Annotated in this window: 13 protein-coding genes; 12 read left to right on the plus strand and 1 reads right to left on the minus strand. The window is 58.3% G+C overall.

The window, feature by feature from the left end:
* Window positions 1-2 precede the first annotated feature (2 nt).
* From urtD to pbpC, 12 genes are all read left to right on the plus strand, one after another.
* Window positions 3-749: an urea ABC transporter ATP-binding protein UrtD gene (gene urtD, locus FHS21_RS05240; RefSeq protein WP_112525931.1), complete on the plus strand. Its 747-nt coding sequence runs from the start codon at window positions 3-5 to the stop codon at window positions 747-749.
* Between the two features lie 62 nt (window positions 750-811).
* Window positions 812-1,507: an urea ABC transporter ATP-binding subunit UrtE gene (urtE, locus tag FHS21_RS05245; RefSeq protein WP_112525929.1), complete on the plus strand. Its 696-nt coding sequence runs from the start codon at window positions 812-814 to the stop codon at window positions 1,505-1,507.
* A gap of 63 nt (window positions 1,508-1,570) precedes the next feature.
* Window positions 1,571-2,467, plus strand: coding sequence for a LysR family transcriptional regulator (locus FHS21_RS05250; protein WP_112525927.1), 897 nt, complete (start codon window positions 1,571-1,573; stop codon window positions 2,465-2,467).
* Between the two features lie 102 nt (window positions 2,468-2,569).
* On the plus strand, window positions 2,570-3,043 hold the full coding sequence (locus FHS21_RS05255; protein ID WP_112525925.1) for a formate dehydrogenase subunit gamma: 474 nt from the start codon (window positions 2,570-2,572) through the stop codon (window positions 3,041-3,043).
* Entirely contained in the window at window positions 3,040-4,596 is a 1,557-nt protein-coding gene (locus FHS21_RS05260) for a formate dehydrogenase beta subunit (RefSeq protein ID WP_112525923.1), read from the plus strand. Before FHS21_RS05255 ends, FHS21_RS05260 begins: the two co-directional genes overlap by 4 nt.
* A gap of 280 nt (window positions 4,597-4,876) precedes the next feature.
* A complete protein-coding gene (fdhF, locus tag FHS21_RS05265) occupies window positions 4,877-7,756 on the plus strand; it encodes a formate dehydrogenase subunit alpha (protein WP_112525921.1) in 2,880 nt (959 codons plus the stop codon).
* A gap of 2 nt (window positions 7,757-7,758) precedes the next feature.
* Window positions 7,759-8,691 carry a formate dehydrogenase accessory sulfurtransferase FdhD gene (fdhD, locus tag FHS21_RS05270; protein WP_112525919.1) on the plus strand — a complete coding sequence of 311 codons (933 nt, stop codon included), beginning with the start codon at window positions 7,759-7,761 and terminating at the stop codon, window positions 8,689-8,691.
* Window positions 8,684-8,932 (plus strand): formate dehydrogenase subunit delta, encoded by a 249-nt coding sequence (locus FHS21_RS05275; RefSeq protein ID WP_112525917.1) that lies wholly within the window; start codon window positions 8,684-8,686, stop codon window positions 8,930-8,932. Before fdhD ends, FHS21_RS05275 begins: the two co-directional genes overlap by 8 nt.
* A 537-nt stretch (window positions 8,933-9,469) precedes the next feature.
* Window positions 9,470-10,372: a DMT family transporter gene (locus FHS21_RS05280; RefSeq protein WP_112525915.1), complete on the plus strand. Its 903-nt coding sequence runs from the start codon at window positions 9,470-9,472 to the stop codon at window positions 10,370-10,372.
* 283 nt (window positions 10,373-10,655) lie between these two features.
* Window positions 10,656-11,579, plus strand: a complete 924-nt coding sequence (locus tag FHS21_RS05285; protein WP_183661183.1) for a LysR substrate-binding domain-containing protein — start codon at window positions 10,656-10,658, stop codon at window positions 11,577-11,579.
* 41 nt (window positions 11,580-11,620) lie between these two features.
* The gene (locus FHS21_RS05290; RefSeq protein ID WP_376772065.1) at window positions 11,621-17,074 is read left to right on the plus strand and encodes an alpha-2-macroglobulin family protein; all 5,454 of its coding nucleotides are present in this window, start codon (window positions 11,621-11,623) and stop codon (window positions 17,072-17,074) included.
* Window positions 17,074-19,158: a penicillin-binding protein 1C gene (pbpC, locus tag FHS21_RS05295; RefSeq protein ID WP_112525911.1), complete on the plus strand. Its 2,085-nt coding sequence runs from the start codon at window positions 17,074-17,076 to the stop codon at window positions 19,156-19,158. Before FHS21_RS05290 ends, pbpC begins: the two co-directional genes overlap by 1 nt.
* Before the next feature lie 45 nt (window positions 19,159-19,203).
* Here the strand turns inward: pbpC and FHS21_RS05300 are convergent, their stop codons facing one another.
* On the minus strand, window positions 19,204-19,539 hold the full coding sequence (locus tag FHS21_RS05300) for an RcnB family protein (protein WP_112525901.1): 336 nt from the start codon (window positions 19,537-19,539) through the stop codon (window positions 19,204-19,206).
* Window positions 19,540-19,619: the final 80 nt, after the last annotated feature.

A 19,619-nucleotide genomic window follows, 5' to 3' on the forward strand; every position in this document is an offset into this window, starting at 1 on the left:
TCATGAAAGCCCAGGATACCCTCCTCTATCTCGATGGCGTTTCGGTCTCGTTCGATGGTTTCCGCGCCATCAATAATCTGTCGCTTGTGCTGCAGACAGGGGAAATGCGCGCCATTATCGGTCCGAATGGTGCCGGCAAGACGACGATGATGGATATCATCACAGGCAAGACAAAACCGGATGCTGGCGACGTTTATTTCAATGGCGAAGTGGATCTGACCAGGCACGACGAGGCGGAAATCGCTCTGCTCGGTATCGGCCGCAAATTTCAGAAGCCGACGGTTTTCGAAAGCCACACGGTTGAAGACAATCTGGTGCTGGCCCTCTCCGGTCCGCGTTCGGCGTTCTCAGCGCTCTTCCATCGACAGAGCGCGAATGAAGCCGAACGGATCGAGGATATTCTTTACACGATCCGCCTAAATGGAAAACGCGACTGGCTCGCGGCGAACCTTTCGCACGGCCAGAAACAATGGCTCGAGATCGGGATGCTGCTGGCACAAGATCCGAAGCTGTTGCTGGTCGATGAGCCGGTGGCGGGAATGACCGATGCCGAGACGGCGGAAACGGCCAAGCTGTTGCGCGAAATCGCCAAGACGAGGTCGGTGCTCGTCGTCGAACACGACATGCATTTCGTCCGCGAACTCGACGTGAAGGTGACGTGCCTGCACGAGGGCTCGGTGCTGGCAGAAGGCTCGCTTGATTTCGTCAGCAATGATCAGCGTGTGATCGAGGTCTATCTTGGCCGATAAAGACCCATTCCAAAGAAGTGGCGCCGTCCGGAATTGCGTAAAAAAGAGCAAGGAATTCTCCCATGCTGACAATTGAAAATGCGTCTCTGCACTATGGTGCCGCGCAGGCGCTGCGCGGTGTTTCGTTGCAAGTGAAACCTAAATCAATCACCTGTGTTCTCGGGCGTAATGGCGTCGGCAAGACCAGCATGCTCAGAGCCATCGTCGGTCAGCACCCGCTTTCCTCCGGTTCGATCAGTTTTGAAGGATCGGCTCTGGGAAGGAAACCACCCTATGATCGTGCCCGCGCGGGCATTGCTTTCGTTCCGCAGGGGCGCGAGATTTTCCCGTTGCTGACTGTCCGCGAAAACCTCGCAACCGGCTTTGCGGCGGCGACGCGCGGCAATCGCAATGTCCCCCCGGAAGTTTTCGAACTGTTTCCGGTGTTGAAGACTATGCTCGGGCGGCGCGGCGGCGATCTTTCGGGTGGTCAGCAGCAACAGCTCGCCATCGGCCGGGCGCTGGTAACTCGGCCGAAACTGTTGGTTCTCGATGAGCCGACCGAAGGTATCCAGCCTTCGATCATCAAGGATATCGGCCGGGCGATCCAGTTCCTGCGTGATCAGGCCGGCCTCGCAATCCTTCTCGTGGAACAGTATCTCGATTTCTGCCGCGAACTTGCCGATCACGTCTACATCATGGATCGCGGCGAGATCGTTCATTCCGGCGATGCCGCGAGCCTCGATAAACCGGAAGTGCGCAAGTTCCTGACCGTTTGAAAAACTTGGCTTGCTGATTGTACAAGATCATCGCTAGGGTCGCTTCAAGAGGAGCAACCCCGCATGATCGACAAGCTGGAATTTTTCATCGCTTTGGCGCACCACAAGCATTTCGGCCGGGCGGCAGAAGAATGCGGCGTTACCCAGCCCACGCTTTCTGCAGCGATCCGCCAGCTTGAGGATACGCTCGGTGTCGTGCTCGTACAGCGCGCCTCACGCTTCAATGGCCTGACGTCAGAAGGCCAGCGTGTGCTTGAATGGGCCCGCCGCATTGTCGGCGATACCCGCACGATGCGCGAGGAGATCCGCGCCGCCCGCTTCGGCCTGGCAGGGCATGTGAAGATCGCGGCCATTCCCACGGCACTTGCCATGGTCTCGCGGCTGACAACTCCTTTCCGCGAAAAGCACCCGGATGTCACATTCTCCGTGACCTCGCGAACATCGCTTGAAGTATTGACACTGCTCAGCAATTTCGAGATCGATATCGGTATCAGCTACTTGGATAATGAGCCGCTCGGACGCGTGACGTCCGTGCCGCTTTATACCGAGCGCTACCAGCTGATTACTTCGTCGGGCAATACCTACTCCGATCGGAAGTCGGTCACATGGGCGGAGGTGGGGCAGTTGCCGCTTTGCCTCCTCACCATGGACATGCAGAATCGCCGCCTCATCAACAAGCATTTGCAGGAGGCGGGGGTCGAGGTTCACCCGACACTAGAGTCTAATTCCATGATTGTGCTATTCTCGCACATAAGAACCGGAAAATGGGCGAGCATTATGCCGCTCAACCTTGCCGAGACGCTGGGATTTGCCGAACCGATCCGTGCGATACCCATCGTCGAGCCTGATGCGCGCCACCTCGTTGGACTGGTCGCTGCGGATCGCGAACCACATACACCATTGGTTTCGGCGCTGTTGCACGAGGCACGCGCATTGGCTCTAAGTATGAATATGGTTTGATAGAAATTTTCTATCGCTCAACGAGACTGCGGTATTGATAATGCCACGCATCTTTGATCTATTTCGGGGTGTGGGGAGAAACAAGGGAGGGCGTTGCACGATATGCAAAGCGCAAGTACCGATATCGCCAGCAGAGCGATAGGCATTATCGATCAACTAAAGGGCAAAGAAGGCCCGCTTCTTCCAATTCTGCACGAGTTGCAGGACGAATTCGGCTATGTTCCACCGGAAACGCTTCCGTTGATTGCACAGGCCCTCAACATTTCCCGCGCCGAAGTCCATGGCGTTTTTACCTTTTATCATGATTACCGCGATCATCCTGCTGGCAGGCATGTTCTGAAGCTTTGCCGCGCTGAAGCGTGCCAATCCATGGGCGGCGATGCGCTTGCCGACCGGGCGCGCCAGCTTCTCGGGATCGATTGGCATGGTACGACCGCCGATGGTGCGGTGACGCTTGAGCCGGTCTATTGCCTCGGCCTTTGTGCCTGCGCACCTGCGGCGATGCTTGACGACGAGGTGATTGGACGTCTCGACGCCGAGCAGCTCGAGGAAATCGCGGCGGAGGTGCGGCTATGACAGTCATTTTTTACGTTCCGCGCGATTCCGGCGCCTTGGCGCTTGGCGCCGATAAAGTCGCCAGATTCCTGCAGGCTGAAATCGACACACGCAACCTCGACGCGCGAATCGTCCGCAACGGCTCGCGCGGCATGTATTGGCTGGAGCCGATGGTCGAGGTCGATACGCCAAACGGCCGTATCGCCTATGGCCCGGTCAAGGCCTCCGATGTGGCGGCACTGCTTGACAATGGCATGGCCGAGGGCGGGGTGCACCCTCTCTGGCTCGGCCTCACCGATCATCACCCCTTCCTCGCCAAACAAACACGCCTGACCTTTGCCCGTTGCGGCATTACAGATCCCGTCTCCCTCGAAGATTATCGTGCCCATGATGGCCTGAAGGGTCTGGAAAACGCTCTCAAGCTAACGCCTGCCGAAATCGTGGCCCAGGTTACGGAGTCTGGCTTGCGCGGTCGCGGCGGTGCGGGCTTCCCCACCGGCATCAAATGGAAGACGGTTCTCGAAACCACGGGTTCGCAGAAATATATCGTCTGCAACGCCGATGAAGGGGATAGCGGTACTTTTGCTGATCGTATGATCATGGAAGGCGATCCATTCGTATTGATCGAGGGCATGACCATCGCTGGCATCGCGGTCGGCGCAACGAAGGGTTACATCTACACGCGCTCTGAATATCCGCATGCCATTGCTGTCATGAACGAAGCGCTGCAGATCGCTCGTGAGGGCGGCGTCCTTGGGCCGTCCGTGCTGGGCTCAGCCTACGCTTTTGACATTGAAGTCCGCGTCGGGGCAGGGGCCTATGTTTGCGGCGAGGAAACCGCGTTGCTGGAAAGCCTCGAAGGGCGCCGCGGCATTGTTCGCGCCAAGCCGCCGCTGCCAGCGCATAAAGGCCTTTTCGGTAAGCCAACCGTCATCAACAATGTCATCTCGCTGGCTTCCGTTCCTGTCATCCTCGACAAGGGCGCTCCTTTCTACAAGGATTTCGGCATGGGCCGTTCTCGAGGCACCATCCCGCTGCAAATTGCCGGCAACGTCAAATATGGCGGTCTCTTCGAAGCTGCCTTTGGTCTCACGCTTGGCGAAATCGTCGATGACATTGGCGGTGGCACGGCCACAGGACGTCCGGTCAAAGCTGTGCAGGTCGGTGGGCCGCTCGGCGCCTATTTCCCGCGCGAACTCTTCGATACGCCCTTTGACTACGAAGCCTTCGCCGCAAAGGATGGCCTCATCGGTCATGCTGGTTTGGTGGTTTTCGATGACAGCGTGGACATGCTGAAGCAGGCGCGTTTCGCCATGGAATTCTGCGCGATCGAATCCTGCGGCAAATGCACTCCCTGCCGCATCGGTTCGACACGCGGTGTCGAAGTCGTCGACCGCCTCTCGGCCAATATCGAGCCTGATAAGCAGATCGAGGTTTTGACCGACCTGTGCAATACGATGAAGTTTGGCTCGCTCTGCGCGTTGGGCGGTTTCACGCCCTATCCCGTCATGAGCGCACTCACCCATTTTCCTGAAGATTTCCGCCCCGCGCCAATCGCCGTAGCGGCGGAATAGGAGCGCAGAGCCCTTTCTGACCATATTGACCTATTCTGACGGAGGCATGTTGTGACAAGATCAAGCAAAGACAGGAAGTCTCGCACCCTTCGTGCGGGCGAGTGGCTTTGCGCCGGAATTGGCGCAACAGGCCCCGTCCCTTCGGGTTTCCGGCTGACGGACACCCGCTTTGTCAGGCGGCCTCGTCCGATGTCCCGCATCGGCCTCGCCACCTTCCGCGCGGATTGTCTCGTCAGCCGAGAAACAGAATACGGCCAATATGGTCGGAAAGGGCTCTAGGATGTCTCTCATTGAAGAAATCGACTACGGTACGCCGAAATCTCTTTCCGAAAAGATGATCACGCTGACCATCGATGGCAACGAGGTCACTGTGCCCGAAGGCACTTCGATCATGCGCGCCTCCATGGAAGCCGGCATCAAGGTTCCAAAGCTGTGCGCCACCGATATGGTGGATGCGTTCGGCTCTTGCCGCCTCTGCCTGATAGAGATCGAAGGCCGCAATGGCACTCCCGCCTCCTGCACGACACCGGCAATGGAAGGACTGGTCGTCCATACCCAAACGCAGCGTCTGAAGAATATCCGCAAAGGCGTCATGGAGCTTTATATCTCCGATCACCCGCTTGATTGCCTTACCTGCGCAGCCAATGGCGATTGCGAACTGCAGGACATGGCAGGTGCGGTTGGCCTTCGCGATGTGCGTTATGGCTATGAGGGCGATAACCACGTTTTCGCCAAGGCAAATGACGTTGCCAATGATCGCTGGATGCCGAAGGACGAGTCCAATCCCTACTTCACATACGATCCGGCCAAGTGCATCGTATGCTCGCGCTGCGTGCGTGCCTGCGAGGAAGTGCAGGGCACATTCGCTCTGACCATCGAAGGCCGCGGTTTCTCCAGCCGCGTTTCGCCAGGCATGCATGAGAATTTCGTTGATAGCGAATGTGTTTCCTGTGGCGCCTGTGTTCAGGCTTGTCCGACAGCAACATTGACCGAAAAATCCGTCATCGAAATTGGTCAGCCGGAACATTCGAAAGTCACGACCTGCGCCTATTGCGGCGTCGGCTGCTCGTTCAAGGCCGAGATGCGCGGTGAAGAGCTGGTTCGCATGGTGCCCTGGAAGGACGGCAAGGCCAATCGCGGCCATTCTTGCGTCAAGGGTCGCTTTGCCTACGGTTATTCAACCCATAAGGACCGCATTCTCAACCCGATGATCCGCGAGAAGATCTCGGATCCATGGCGCGAAGTCACGTGGGAAGAAGCTTACAAGCACGTCGCCAACGAATTCCGCCGCATCCAGTATCAGTATGGACGCAATTCCATCGGCGGTATCACATCGTCCCGCTGTACCAATGAAGAGACATATCTTGTCCAGAAACTGGTGCGCGCCGGTTTTGGTAACAACAATGTCGATACTTGTGCCCGCGTTTGCCATTCGCCAACGGGCTATGGCCTCAGAACTACATTCGGTACTTCTGCAGGTACGCAGGATTTCGACAGTGTCGAGCACACCGACGTCGTGATGATTATCGGCGCCAATCCGACCGATGGTCATCCTGTCTTTGCTTCCCGGTTGAAGAAGCGGCTGCGCAAGGGTGCAAAACTGATCGTCGTCGATCCGCGCCGCATCGATCTGGTGCGTTCACCCCATGTTGAAGCTGCACAACACCTTCCATTGCGTCCCGGTACCAACGTTGCCGTCGTCACCTCGATGGCCCATGTGATCGTCACCGAAGGGCTCTTCAACGAGAAGTTCATCCGCGAGCGCTGCGATTGGGACGAGTTCCAGGATTGGGCAGCTTTCGTTTCTTCTCCGGAGCATAGCCCGGAAGCCATCGAAGAGCTGTCGGGCGTTAATCCCCAGGCTTTGCGCGAGGCTGCACGGCTTTTCGCAACCGGCGGCAATGGCGCAATCTACTATGGTCTTGGTGTCACTGAGCATAGCCAGGGCTCAACGACAGTCATGGCTATCGCAAACCTCGCCATGGCGACCGGCAACATCGGCCGCAAGGGCGTCGGCGTGAACCCGCTCCGCGGTCAGAACAATGTGCAGGGGTCCTGTGATATGGGTTCCTTCCCGCACGAACTTCCCGGTTACCGGCATATCTCCGATGAATCGACGCGCGACATCTTCGACAAGCTCTGGGGTGTAAAACTGCAGGACGAACCCGGCCTTCGCATTCCGAATATGCTCGACGCTGCCGTTGATGGTACCTTCAAGGGTATCTACATTCAGGGCGAGGACATCCTTCAATCAGACCCTGATACCAAGCACGTCGCTGCCGGTCTTGCTGCCATGGAATGCGTTGTGGTGCACGACCTCTTCCTCAATGAGACCGCCAACTACGCCCATGTTTTCCTGCCCGGCTCTACCTTCCTTGAAAAGGATGGCACGTTCACCAATGCCGAGCGCCGGATCAATCGCGTGCGCAAGGTTATGAGCCCGCTCAACGGCTACGCCGATTGGGAAGTTACGCAGAACCTCGCAAATGCCATGGGACTTGGCTGGAGCTACAGCCATCCTTCCGAGATCATGGACGAAGTGGCGCTGACGACTCCGAGTTTCGCCGGCGTTACCTACGACCTTCTGGACAAGGAAGGATCGGTTCAATGGCCATGCAACGAAAAGGCGCCCTTGGGCACGCCGATCATGCATATCGACAGCTTCGCGCGTGGCAAGGGCAAGTTTATCCGAACCGAATATGTCGCGACGGACGAGCGAACCGGACCACGCTTCCCGCTGCTTCTCACGACGGGACGCATCCTCTCGCAATACAATGTCGGGGCGCAGACACGCCGCACGCATAACGTCGTCTGGCACGAAGAGGACCGGCTCGAGATCCACGCCCATGACGCCGAGCAGCGCGGCATTCGCGATGGCGATTGGGTGAAGATCACCAGCCGCGCAGGCGAAACCACCCTGCGCGCGCTGATCACCGATCGCGTATCGCCGGGTGTTGTCTATACGACCTTCCACCATCCGACGACGCAGGCCAATGTGATCACCACCGATTTCTCCGATTGGGCGACCAATTGTCCGGAATACAAGGTCACGGCGGTGCAGGTCGGCGCTTCGAACGGTCCGAGCGACTGGCAGATCGAATATGACGAGCAGGCACGTCAGAGCAGGCGGATTGCTCCAGTGCTGGATGCCGCGGAGTAACCATGCCCGAAAAGCGCCCCGCACTGCTTGTCGTTCCGCGCATTACCCGCCGCCGCAAAGGGGCGGGGGAGGTTTACGCGACAGACAGCAGGATGGTGCCCGAAGAAACTCCGGTCGCCTTCAGTTACAGCGGCACAACCCATGCGGTCATGATGGCGACGCCAGCCGACATGGAGGATTTCGCTGTCGGCTTCAGCCTGTCAGAGGGCATTATCTCGCAGCTCGACGAAATCAGCGAAATTACCGTCGAGGAGCATGACGAGGGTGTCGATGTCCAGATCGTGCTCGCAGGTGAAGCGGGCCAGGAACTCACGGATCGCCGCCGCCGCATGGCTGGACCTGTCGGCTGCGGCCTCTGCGGCATCGAGTCGATCGAGCAGGCTCTGAAACCCGTCGCTTCGGTCGATAGAGCCAAACTCAAGCTGACGCCGGATGAAATCGCGGACGCGGTCAAGCTGCTCTCGCAGGTTCAGCCGCTGCATAGTGAAACCGGCGCAGTCCACGCCGCGGGGTTCTATGTTCCGGGCAAGGGAGTCGTTGCGGCGCGCGAAGATGTTGGCCGCCACAATGCGCTGGACAAGCTGGCCGGGGCTCTCTGCCGGTCTGGTGTCAAGGGCAAGACTGGCGCAGTCGTCGTTACGAGCCGCGTATCTATTGAAATGGTGCAAAAAGCGGCGATCATCGGCGCTCCGATCCTGATTGCCGTATCGGCGCCGACAGCCTTGGCGATCCGCACAGCGCATGCCGCTGGCATGACGCTTGTTGCGCTTGTGCGCGGTGATGAATTCGATGTATTTACTCGCCCAGAGCGGGTCCCGGCTGCTTTGGCCCAGCTGGATACAAAAGCGGCGGATGTGCTTCCCAAGCCGAATCCCGACACCGCCGCATCGACTCTCGTTCAAAGTCCCACTGTAAGATTGGTGCAATATGGATAGTGAAAGCCACAAATCGACGGCGACCAAGCTCGTCTATATGGCCAACCAGATAGCCGCGTTCTTCCATACACAGCCGAAGGATGAGGCGGTGGCAGGTGTTGCTGACCACATCAACCACTTCTGGGAGCCACGCATGCGCGAGCAGTTTTTCGCGATCCTTGAACAAGAGGATAACGGCTTTGATCCGCTGGTGGTAGAAGCTGCAAAACACATCCGCAAGCCTGGGCCGGTTCCGGCCTGATCACCAATTGCCTGATACTTGGGCGGTCTTGGGAATTCGGACACTTTCGGTGTCTGGATGACGTTGCAGCAGGCGATAGTCTAATTCATATAGCCGCAATATCTGAAATCGGTGCCCCTAAGTGGCTTCTCATTCTTGATCATTGATTGCCGAATAGCCTGCCTACGACAAGAACAAACGGAAGCCACAAAAGCAGGAATACGACATAGGGTGCAGAGCGAGTAATATAAGGCTCGTAGTCGGCCTTCGTATTTTTGTCGTCCCTCAGCATTTTCCCCCCTGCAACGTTCGTGTCTTCAGGCCAAAATGTTAATCCGGCCAAGCAACTATGCAGCAAGCGGTGTTGGGCAACAATAGCTCCGTGGTCGTCAAAATTCATTATGAAGCAAGGTGTTACGTCCAATATGCTTTAGGGCCGCGCTGCTCAAAATCATTAGAGTTTTACCAATAAAGTTAATGTTTTCCGAATGCAGTTGTAATCAGTTTGTCTTCTTGATAGGCGAAACAGCAGCACCGCCTACCCTCCGCAAGGTCCCCATGCTTCGTCGATTTATCGGGCAAGAACCCAGTCCGCTCACCGGCATTGCCCTGGCGGCGCTCGGTTATTCACTCTTTGCTATTCAGGATGCGCTGGTGAAGTGGCTGGTGGCAGACTATTCGGTGCCGCAGATATTGTTCATGCGCAGTGTTATCATCGTCATCTTTGCCGCAATCATGGTGCGGCATGAGCGGCATCCGTCGATCCTGAAGAGCCCGCACAAGCGATCGCTCGCTATTCGCGCGGCACTGATGCTCGGCGCATGGCTCTCCTATTATTCCGCGGCGCGCCACCTTGGGCTTGCCGAAATCACCACCATGTATTTCTCCGCGCCGGTGATGGTTGTCATCCTCTCGATCTTTGTCCTGAAGGAGAAGGTGGGACTGGTTCGCTGGATCGCGTCCATCGCGGGATTTGTGGGGGTGATCCTCGCAGCAAATCCGGCGGAAACACCCGATCTCGTGCCAGCGGGAATGGTACTGTTTGCCGGTTTCTGCTGGGCGTGGAGCGTTATTCTTGTGCGCCTTGTCAGCCGTAGCGAAAGCACCTTCAACCAGATGATGGCAACGAGTTTCCTTTTCGCCGTTGTCTGTGGGGCGATGCTTCCATGGTTATGGAAAACACCGAATTTCAACGGCTGGATGTTGATGATTAGCCTTGGCCTGGTCGGCTCAGCCGGACAATATTTCCTCTATGAAGGGTTCCGCTACGCCCCGGCGTCGGCGCTTGCGCCCATCGAGTATAGCGGTCTCATCTGGGCGTTTCTTTACGGTTATCTCATCTGGCATGAGGTGCCGCAAATAAACGTCTTCCTTGGCGCAATCCTCATCGTGGCCTCAAGCCTCTCCCTCGTCTGGTGGGAACGGCGCATGGCAATGGCGGCACGACGTTTGACTGTGTAGCTGCGCTATTGCCTGCATACCGCGCGCGGATCGAATGGCAGATCGGCCAGCTGATCGAGGTCCATGGCCTGTAATGTCGGGTGCGCAAGTGGATCCCTTTGCCAGCTGGGCTCAGCATCATCTCCGGACTCGATTTGCCGGCCGCAGAACCGTGCTATCAGGGCTCGGAGCAGAAAGAAAATCTTCATCGTCTGACTCCCTTGTGTTCAAATATGCGCTATTCTGTTCAGGATATACAATTCACGCAATCCAGATTGGCGAAACCTTTGTAAAGAAAATCTTCATGAAGAATTTAAACAAGGTCCATCTCAACGGTTTGAAGGCAGTAGAGGCGATCGGACGTTTGGGCCCGCTTCCAAGGGCTGCCGAGGAACTCGGCGTATCGGTCAGCGCGGTCAGCCAACAATTGATCCGCACCGAGGGCCAGATTGGACATGCCGTCTTTGAACGAACGCGCGGCGGGCTGGTGGCGACGCCATTCGGCAAAGGCTTTCTTGCCCGGCTGGAAGAAGGCTTTCAGTCACTGTCAAAGGCCGTCGCAATGGCTGATGGGACCGATCAGACTCTGATGCTTTCCGTCGCTCCCACGTTCGCCTCGAAATGGCTCGTTCCACGTCTTGGCCGTTTGCGCAGCGCCCATCCGGATCTCAAAATCCGTATCGATCCTTCACCGGGCATCGTCGATTTGAAAAGTTCGGACATCGATCTCGCCATCCGGCTTGGAAAGGGCGATTGGCGGGATGGCGCTCAGGAACGGCTTCTGCCGCAAAGGATGTTTCCGGTTTGCACGCGGAATGTAGCTCTGAAGTTGAAAGGACCTGCCGACATCTTCAACCAGCCGATCATCTGTTACGACAATCCGATGTTCAGCTGGGATGATTGGCAGGCTGCGGCTGGTCTTGAGGGCCCTCTACCTTTCGACGGGACAACTTTTTCCGATCCGTGGCTTGGCCTTGAAGCCGCGATCAGCGGGCAGGGCATCATGCTCGCCTGGGACCTGTTTGTTGAAGATGCCTTGGCGGACGGCAGGCTGGTTGCGCCTTTCCCCACACGCGTGCCGTCTTCCGTGGGTTATTGGTTAATCACACCAAATAACCGCAAACCAAGCCAACAGACGCTGCACTTCCAACGTTGGATTCGTAGCGAAATCGAGCGAGAGAATGCAACCGGATCGCATGATCTGTTGACAAGTTATACCGAAGTTTGAACAGTGCCCCCACACCAAAATAGTGGCAGTGGGAGGACTTTATGTCTCTGCGTTCGGTCATCGGCTTTTCGGCCTTCCTTGTCACTCTTTTCACTCTTTCCGCGCCGGTTGGCGCGGCGGAAATGAATCGCGATGTCGTTACGACGAAGGACGGCGATTATTTCGGTTTTGACCTGCGTACGGAACAGGATGTCACCCAGGATCAGTGCGAGCTGGTCTGTCTCGCCGACCAGTCCTGCAAGGCATTCACCTACAACCCTAAGGTGAAGTGGTGTTTTCTCAAATCGGATTTCAATCAGCTGAAATCGGCGCCGGGTTCTATTGCTGGCAAGGTTGTCGAGACCGCCGATGAGCCCGATATCGGCGCGCCGCCAAAATTGCAATTCGTGTCCGATCAACTCGCGCAGGATGCACGGCAGGTCAAGGCAAGCCTGAACCTCACCGACGATCAGAAGGCGTTAGGTGCCGATGGTCTCGTCGCGGCCGGACGCGCCGAGGTTGCCAAGGGTAATATCGAGAACGCTCTCAAAGCATTCAGAGGCGCATTGGCGGTTACACCCGACAATGGCCCGCTCTGGATCGAGACGGCACGTGCAGCCAATCGCGCCGAGAAAAATACCTATATCGCAGGACAGGCAGCGCTAGCCGCGCTCAACGGCTACCAGTTGACGCGAACGACGCAAAGCCGCGCAGATGCGCTGGCAGTGCTCGGCGATGCGCTGCAAAACTCCGAGAACTATCGCGCCTCGCTTGACGCGTATAAAGCCAGTCTCGCCCTCGTCAACGCCAAGCCGGTGGAGGCCGCCTATCTCGACCTTAGGTCGCGGCAGGGCTTCCGCGTCACCAATCATACGATCGACGCGGATAGCGTTAACCCTCGCGCATGTGTTCAGTTCTCTGATCCTCTGGTGAAAATGGGCACGGACTATACGCCGTTCGTGACATTGAACGGAACTGCCCCGAAAGCGCTGGAGGCCAAAGGCAGCGAGATCTGTGTCGAGGGCCTTGAACATGGCCAGCGCTACAAGCTCGCCCTGCGTCCCGGGCTGCCATCGGCGGTGGGCGAATCCCTTGAAGCGCCCGTCGATCTTGATATCTACATCAAGGATCGCTCCGCCATGGTGCGCTTTACCGGCGATAGCTTCGTGCTGCCGAGCACCGCGCGTCGCGGCATTCCAATCGTTTCGGTCAATACGACCAGCGCCAATCTCAAGCTCTATCGCATTGGTGATCGAGGGCTTGCCCCGCTTCTGACCAGTTCGCAATTCCTGACGCAGATGGATGGCTACAGCGCCCAGCGTCTGCAGGACGAATCGGGTGAGCTTGTCTGGCAGGGCACGATCGATCTTCAGTCCGAACTCAACAAGGATGTCGTCACCAGTTTCCCAGTCGATGAAGCCTTGCCGCAACGCAAGCCGGGCGTTTATGTCCTGACTGCCGTCTCGCCTGATGCAAAGAGCAATGAATGGGATGCCCACGCGACCCAGTGGTTCGTCGTCTCCGATATCGGCCTCACCACCTATGCCGGCAATGACGGGCTCAATGTTTTTGCTCGCTCGCTTGCCTCGGCGCAGCCGCTCATCGGTGTCGAGCTTCAGCTTCTTGCCAAGAACAACGAGATACTTGGTACTGCGGTCACCGATACCGAAGGCCGCGCTACATTTACAGCCGGGCTGATGCGTGGCACTGCAGCCACCGCTCCTGCAGTCATCACCGCCAAGAATGGCGATGCGGACTATGTTTTCCTCGACATGACCCGGGCGGGCTTTGATCTTTCGGATCGTGGCGTCACCGGCCGTCCCGCGCCGGGTGCCATCGATATTCTGGCTTGGACCGAACGCGGTATCTATCGCGCCGGCGAAACGGTGCATGCGTCCGCACTCGCCCGGGATAACGCCGCCAATGCCGTCGAAAAACTGCCGCTGACATTTGTGTTCAAGCGGCCGGACGGCGTGGAGGATCGCCGGATGGTCAGTGACGGCGCAAATCTCGGCGGGCATACGCTCGATCTGGAGTTGCAAGCCAACTCCATGCGTGGCACCTGGACGATGCAGATATTTACCGATCCGAAAGGTTCGCCAATTGCGGAAAAGCAATTCCTGGTTGAGGATTTCGTGCCAGACCGGGTTGAGTTCGATCTGACCAGTGACGCCAAATTCATTGAGATCGGCAAGGCAACGCCGGTGAAGGTGGACGGCCGCTTTCTTTATGGCGCTCCCGCTGCAGGGCTGGAACTTGAAGGCGAAGTCGCGCTGAAGCCAACACATGAAAGCGCTGATTTCAAGGGCTATCTCTTTGGGCTCGCCGATGAAGAGGCGAGTGAAAATACCAGCGTGCCGCTCGAGGATTTGCAGCCACTGGACGAGAACGGCAAGGCGATATTCGATGTATCGGTGGCAGATGCTCCGTCCACCACGCAGCTCCTCAATGCAAATGTGGTCGTGCGCATGCAGGAAGCAGGCGGCCGCGCCGTAGAGCGTACGTTGACGCTGCCGGTCAAGCAGCAAGGCTCGATGATCGGCATCAAGCCGGAGTTCTCAGGTGCTCTCGCCGAAAACTCCGTTGGTAAATTCCATGTCATTGCTGTCGATGAGAATGGCCAGAAGCAGGCCATGCAGGGGCTCCAGTGGAAACTCATCAACGTTGAGCGCAACTATCAGTGGTACCGTGACGGCAGTTCATGGAAATACGAGCCAATCCTTTCGACCAAGCAAGTTGCGAATGGGGTGATCGATACGACGGCGGATGGCGCCGATATTTCTGTCCCGGTTACCTGGGGTCAGTTCCGTCTCGAGGTGGAAACCGCCGCCGCTGATGGCCCCGCCTCAAGCGTTGAATTTGATGCCGGCTACTATGTGGCGACTACTTCTACCGAAACGCCTGACGGTCTTCAGATCGCTCTCGACAAGGAAAACTATGCTCCCGGCGAGACCGCGAAATTGAAGGTCTCGCCGCGCTTCGCCGGCGAACTGCTGGTGACTGTCGGTGCCGAGAATTTGCTGGTGACGAAGCGCGCCAGCGTTCCGGCCGAGGGTGGCGAAGTCGATATTCCTGTCACCGCTGACTGGGGTGCGGGGGCCTACGTCACGGCCACGTTGTTCCGTCCGGGTGACGCGCAGGAAACCCATATGCCGATGCGTGCCATCGGCGTCAAATGGCTCAACGTCAATCCGGGCGATCGCAAGCTCGCCGTAAAGTTGGATACGCCGCCGAAGACCGAACCGCGCAAGCCGCTGAACATCGCCCTTGAGGTCACGGGCGCCGGTGCGAACGACGGCGCTTTCGTAACCGTGGCAGCGGTGGACGTCGGTATTCTTAATCTTACCCGTTATGAAGCGCCGAATCCGGATGGCTGGTATTTCGGTCAGCGCCAGCTCGGTCTCGAGATTCGTGACCTTTACGGCCGCCTGATCGATGGTTCACAGGGCGCAACCGGCAAGCTGCGCACTGGCGGTGACGGTGCGCAGATGCCGATGCAAGGCAGCCCACCCACTGAAAAGCTGATCGCCTTCTTCTCCGGGCCGGTCAAGCTTGACGCGCAGGGTAAGGCCAATGTCAGCTTCGATATTCCGCAATTCAACGGCACGGCGCGTGTCATGGCTGTCGCGTGGTCGAAATCAGGTGTCGGCCATGCCACCTCCGACGTGGTCATTCGTGATCCCGTGGTCGTCACCGCGAGCTTGCCGAAATTCCTTGCTCCCGGCGACAAAGCGGCATTGCGGCTCGATATCGCCAATACCGACGGGCCGGCAGGCGACTACCAGGTGCAGGTCACCAGCAATCCTGCGGTGAAGGTCGATCAACCGGCCGCGTCACAAACGGTCAATCTGGCTGCCGGTGGTAAGGCAAACCTTACCTTGCCACTGACGGGCAATCAGCCCGGCGACGGGGTCGTGTCGGTCAAGTTATCGAATGCAGCTGGTCTCTCGCTCGAGCAGACCTTGAATGTCCCCGTCCGGCCGGCGACCCTGCCGATGACCGTGCGCAGGCCGATCAAGCTTGGACCCAATAGCAGCCTCAAGGTTGACAGCGAATTGCTGGCTGGCAGCGTCTTGCAGGGGGCCTCGGTTAGCCTCAATGTCACCCGCTCTGCCGCCTTCGATATTCCGGCCTTGCTGATGACGCTCGATCGCTACCCCTATGGTTGCGCCGAACAGACGACCAGCCGCGCCCTGCCACTGCTCTATATGAGCGATCTCGCCAGGCAGTCTGGAATTGCCGACGACGGCGAAGTGCAGAAACGCGTGCAGGAAGCGATCTACCGTGTCCTGTCGTATCAATCCTCCGCAGGTAGCTTCGGTCTGTGGGCTCCTGGCTCCGGCGACCTCTGGCTCGATGCCTATGTCACGGATTTCCTCACTCGTGCTCGCGAACAGAAATACAACGTCCCGGAACAGGCTCTCGTACAGGCGCTTGAAAACCTGCAAAACTCGCTGAGCTATGATGTGAACGTCAAGGATCAGGGCAATGAAATTGCCTATGCTCTCTATGTTCTGGCGCGCAATCGCAAGGCGGCCATCAGCGATCTGCGTTACTACGCTGACACGAAACTCGGCGAGTTCCCGACGCCGCTGTCACGCGCGCATCTTGCCGCCGCCTTGTCGCTTTATGGCGATGCCCAGCGTTCGCAAAGCATCTTCACCAATGCCCTGCAACAGGCGACCACCGTCACAAATGTTAGCCTGATCCGTTCGGACTACGGCTCGTCGCTTCGTGATGACGCCGCTGTTCTGGCGCTTGCTGCCGAGAGCCGGCCGGTCCCGCCCATCATTCCGCAGCTGTCGAAGATCGTTGCCAACGAATGGGAACACAAGACCTATACGAGCACGCAGGAGCAAACATGGATGCTGCTTGCGGCGCGTGCTGTTCAGGATGGCGACAGGGATCTGCAGCTCGACATCAATGGCGCCGCCCATAGCGGAGGCTATGCGGCGCGATTGACCGGCGACGAACTGCTTGCCCAACCGGTGACCATCACCAATGCGACCGCCGAACCTGTGTCGGCAGTGGTGACGACGGTGGCATCCCCGTCGCAGCCGCTGCCCGCCGGCGGCGATGGCTTCAACATCCAGCGTACCTACTACACGCTCGATGGCAAGGAGGCCAATGTCAGCCAGGCCAAGCAGAACGAGCGCTATGTGGTTGTTCTGAAAGTGACCGAGAACAACAACTGGCCGTCGCGTGTGCTGATCACCGATCTTTTGCCTGCCGGGTTCGAAATCGATAATCCCGGTCTCGTTAACAGCGCCAGCCTGTCGAATTTCGACTGGATCGGCGAAGTGGAGGCAGCGCACACGGAGTTCCGCAGCGATCGCTTTGTTGCCGCCTTTGACCGGGCGACGGGGGACAATGGCGAAATCACGCTGGCCTATGTAGTCCGCGCGGTAACACCCGGCACCTATGACCATCCGGCGGCCAGCGTCGAGGACATGTATCGTCCGCAGTTTTCCGCGCGCACGGCAACCGGTCGCATGGAGGTCGTCGCAGCACAATAATGTGGTCCACGCGCAAACTCTGCATCGGCATTTCGGCCAATCTGGTGCTGGCCACGGTGCTTGCGTTTGGCCTCGACCTGGCCGACCGCACCTTTCCACCGCCTCTGGAAAAGGCGCGGGAAGTCTCAACCGAGGTACTGGATGCGGATGGACAGCTGCTGCGCGCCTTCGCGACCTCCGAAGGCCGCTGGCGGCTCGGCACGACAGCGAAGGATGTCGATCCGCAATTCGTTCGCATGCTCATCGCCTATGAAGATCAGCGCTTCTGGCAGCACCGGGGGGTGGACCCGATCGCGCTTGCACGCGCAGCGGTGCAGCTTGTCAGCAATGGCCGTATCGTTTCCGGCGCCTCGACGCTGTCCATGCAGGTTGCCCGGCTGATCGAGCCGCGCGAGGGCAGATCACTCACGGCGAAGCTTCAGCAGCTGGCCCGCGCACTGCAAATCGAGCGACGTTTGAGCAAGGCCGAAATCCTCGACCTCTATCTGGCACTCGCGCCCTATGGCGGCAATCTCGAAGGGGTGCGCGCTGCAAGTCTTGCCTATTTCGGTAAGGAGCCGCGTCGCTTGACTGTCGCGCAGTCAGCGTTGCTCGTCGCTTTGCCGCAATTGCCGGAAAGACGCAGGCCCGACCGCAACCTCGCATTGGCCGAAGCGGCGCGTGGCCGCGTTCTACACCGAATGGCAGTCGAGAAAGTTGTGGGTGAGGGCGAAGCCGAGCGGGCCGGTCTTGCACCAATTCCATCACGTCGCCTGCAGTTGCCAGCCTATGCAGCACATCTGGCGGAGGCCGCCCAGCGCAAGGAGCCGTCGGTCAGACGGCATCTGACAACACTGCACCGGCCAATCCAGCAGGGGTTGGAAGCAGTCGCGAGAGACGCAGCGGGTAAACTTGGTCCCAAGGTGTCGGTCGCCATGGTGATGGCGGACGTGCGCACCGGGGAGATCGTCGGCGAGGTCGGATCGGCGGATTATTTCGATGCAAGCCGCTCGGGCTGGATTGACATGACCCGGATCAATCGCTCACCAGGCTCAACGCTCAAGCCCTTTATCTATGGCTTGGCCTTCGAGGATGGCCTGGTCAGCCAGGAAACCATCATCGAGGATCGGCCCGCCGACTTCTTCGGCTACCGGCCGCGCAATTTCGATATGAGCTATCAGGGTGATGTCAGCATCCGGCAGGCGCTGCAGCTGTCGCTGAACGTACCGGCTGTCCGTTTGCTCGATGCAGTCGGTCCGGCACGGCTGATGATGCGGTTCCGCCGCTCGGAAGTCCGGCCGGTGTTACCGCCGAATGAAACACCGGGTCTCGCTATTGGTCTCGGCGGTGTTGGCATTACGCTCAAGGACCTCGTGCAGCTCTATGCCGGCCTTGCCAATCGCGGCCGGCCAATGCAACTCGGCGATGGAATTCAAGACAAACCCGGCTCGATCGAGGGCGAGCCGCTGCTTGAACCGGTGGCGGCGTGGAACGTTGGGGATATTCTCTCCGGTGTCATGCCGCCCCTCGGATCAGGGCAACGCGGCATTGCCTACAAGACTGGCACAAGTTATGGGTATCGCGATGCATGGTCGGTCGGTTTCGATGGCAATTATGTTCTTGGCGTTTGGGTTGGCCGGCCAGACAATGGCGCAGTGCCGGGTTTGACGGGCTTTGGCTCGGCCGCGCCGATCCTGTTCGAAGGTTTCGCAAAATCCGGCGTCGCCATCACGCCTCTGCAGCCCGCTCCAACTGGCGCTACCCGCATAGCGCAGGCCCAGTTGCCGATCAGCCAGCGGCGCTTTTCGATAAATTCGAGCGGCTTGCTTGCTTCTTCGACACGCGAACCAGCACCGCAGATCGTCTATCCGCCTGAAGGCGCGCGCATAGAACTGGGAGCAACAACAGGCGGCGAAATCATGCCATTGGCGCTGAAACTGCAGGGCGGCCGCGCGCCATTTCGCTGGCTCGCCAATGGCAAGCCCTTGCCGGAAACATCGCGCCGTCGCGTCAACCAATGGGTTCCTGACGGCGGTGGATATTCGACGCTTACAGTTATCGATTCCGTCGGCCGAGCGGCGAGTGTTCGGGTGTTTGTCGATTGAATATGAAAAGGCGGCGCCATGGCGCCGCCTTCAATGTAGGTCCGATCAACGTGCCTGTACGAGTGCCGAAATTATACCCGAAGTGATGCTGATCAAGGCATAATCATTGTCGGCCTTGACCCACTGGTAACCGCGCGGTGGCGTCTTCAAATGATAGCGGTGATAATCGCGCACGACATTGCGGCGGTAGTTCGAGGGGAGTGCGTGGCCACGCGACCAGCGGGTCTTCTTCACCACCACGGTTTTCGTAACAACCCGCTTCTTTACCACGCGGTCCTGCTGATGACCGTAATGGCCACCCTTGTAATTCTGCTGTTGGGCGAACGCGGCAGGCGTCGCGATCAGGGAGATGGCAAGTGCTGCCAGAGCGATCTTTTTCATTTCGTTTCCTCGTCAGTAGCGCGGCTTGATTTAAACCACGGGTTGTCTTGGGACACTCCGGTTTTATGCCTGACGAGATG

This window comes from Phyllobacterium trifolii (assembly GCF_014192095.1).
Lineage (GTDB): Bacteria > Pseudomonadota > Alphaproteobacteria > Rhizobiales > Rhizobiaceae > Phyllobacterium > Phyllobacterium trifolii.